The organism is Mesorhizobium sp. M2E.F.Ca.ET.219.01.1.1 (genome assembly GCF_004016445.2).
Taxonomy (GTDB): domain Bacteria; phylum Pseudomonadota; class Alphaproteobacteria; order Rhizobiales; family Rhizobiaceae; genus Mesorhizobium.
Genome location: NZ_SADT02000223.1, coordinates 1 through 300, shown reverse-complemented (window position 1 = coordinate 300; position 300 = coordinate 1). Strand labels below are relative to the sequence as shown.

Here is a 300-nt window from a genome sequence, read left to right as displayed (position 1 = left end):
GTCGCCTCGTTGGTCAGCGGATGCGCATTGATGACCGCATGGCTCATCAACTCCTGGTCGAGAAAGACCTTGACCCGCCGCTCGCTGTCGTTGATCAGCCCGAAGACGGTGACTGCGCCCGGAATGACGCCGAGCAGTTCCATCAGCATTTCCGGCTTGCCGAACGAGACGCGGCCGGCCGCGCCGATCAGATGATGGATCTGCTTGAGATCGACCTCCGCCTCCTCATCCACGGTGACGAGAAAGAAATTGTCCTTCTTGTCCTTGAGGAACAGGTTCTTGGTGTGCCCGCCATGGATC

1 protein-coding gene is annotated in these 300 nt (G+C 59.3%); it reads right to left on the bottom strand.

Going from position 1 to position 300, the window contains the following annotated elements; all coding sequences use genetic code 11:
- Window positions 1-300, bottom strand: a 300-nt coding sequence (locus EN862_RS35605) for a YbaK/EbsC family protein (RefSeq protein WP_281035876.1), incomplete at both ends; no start/stop codon positions are given.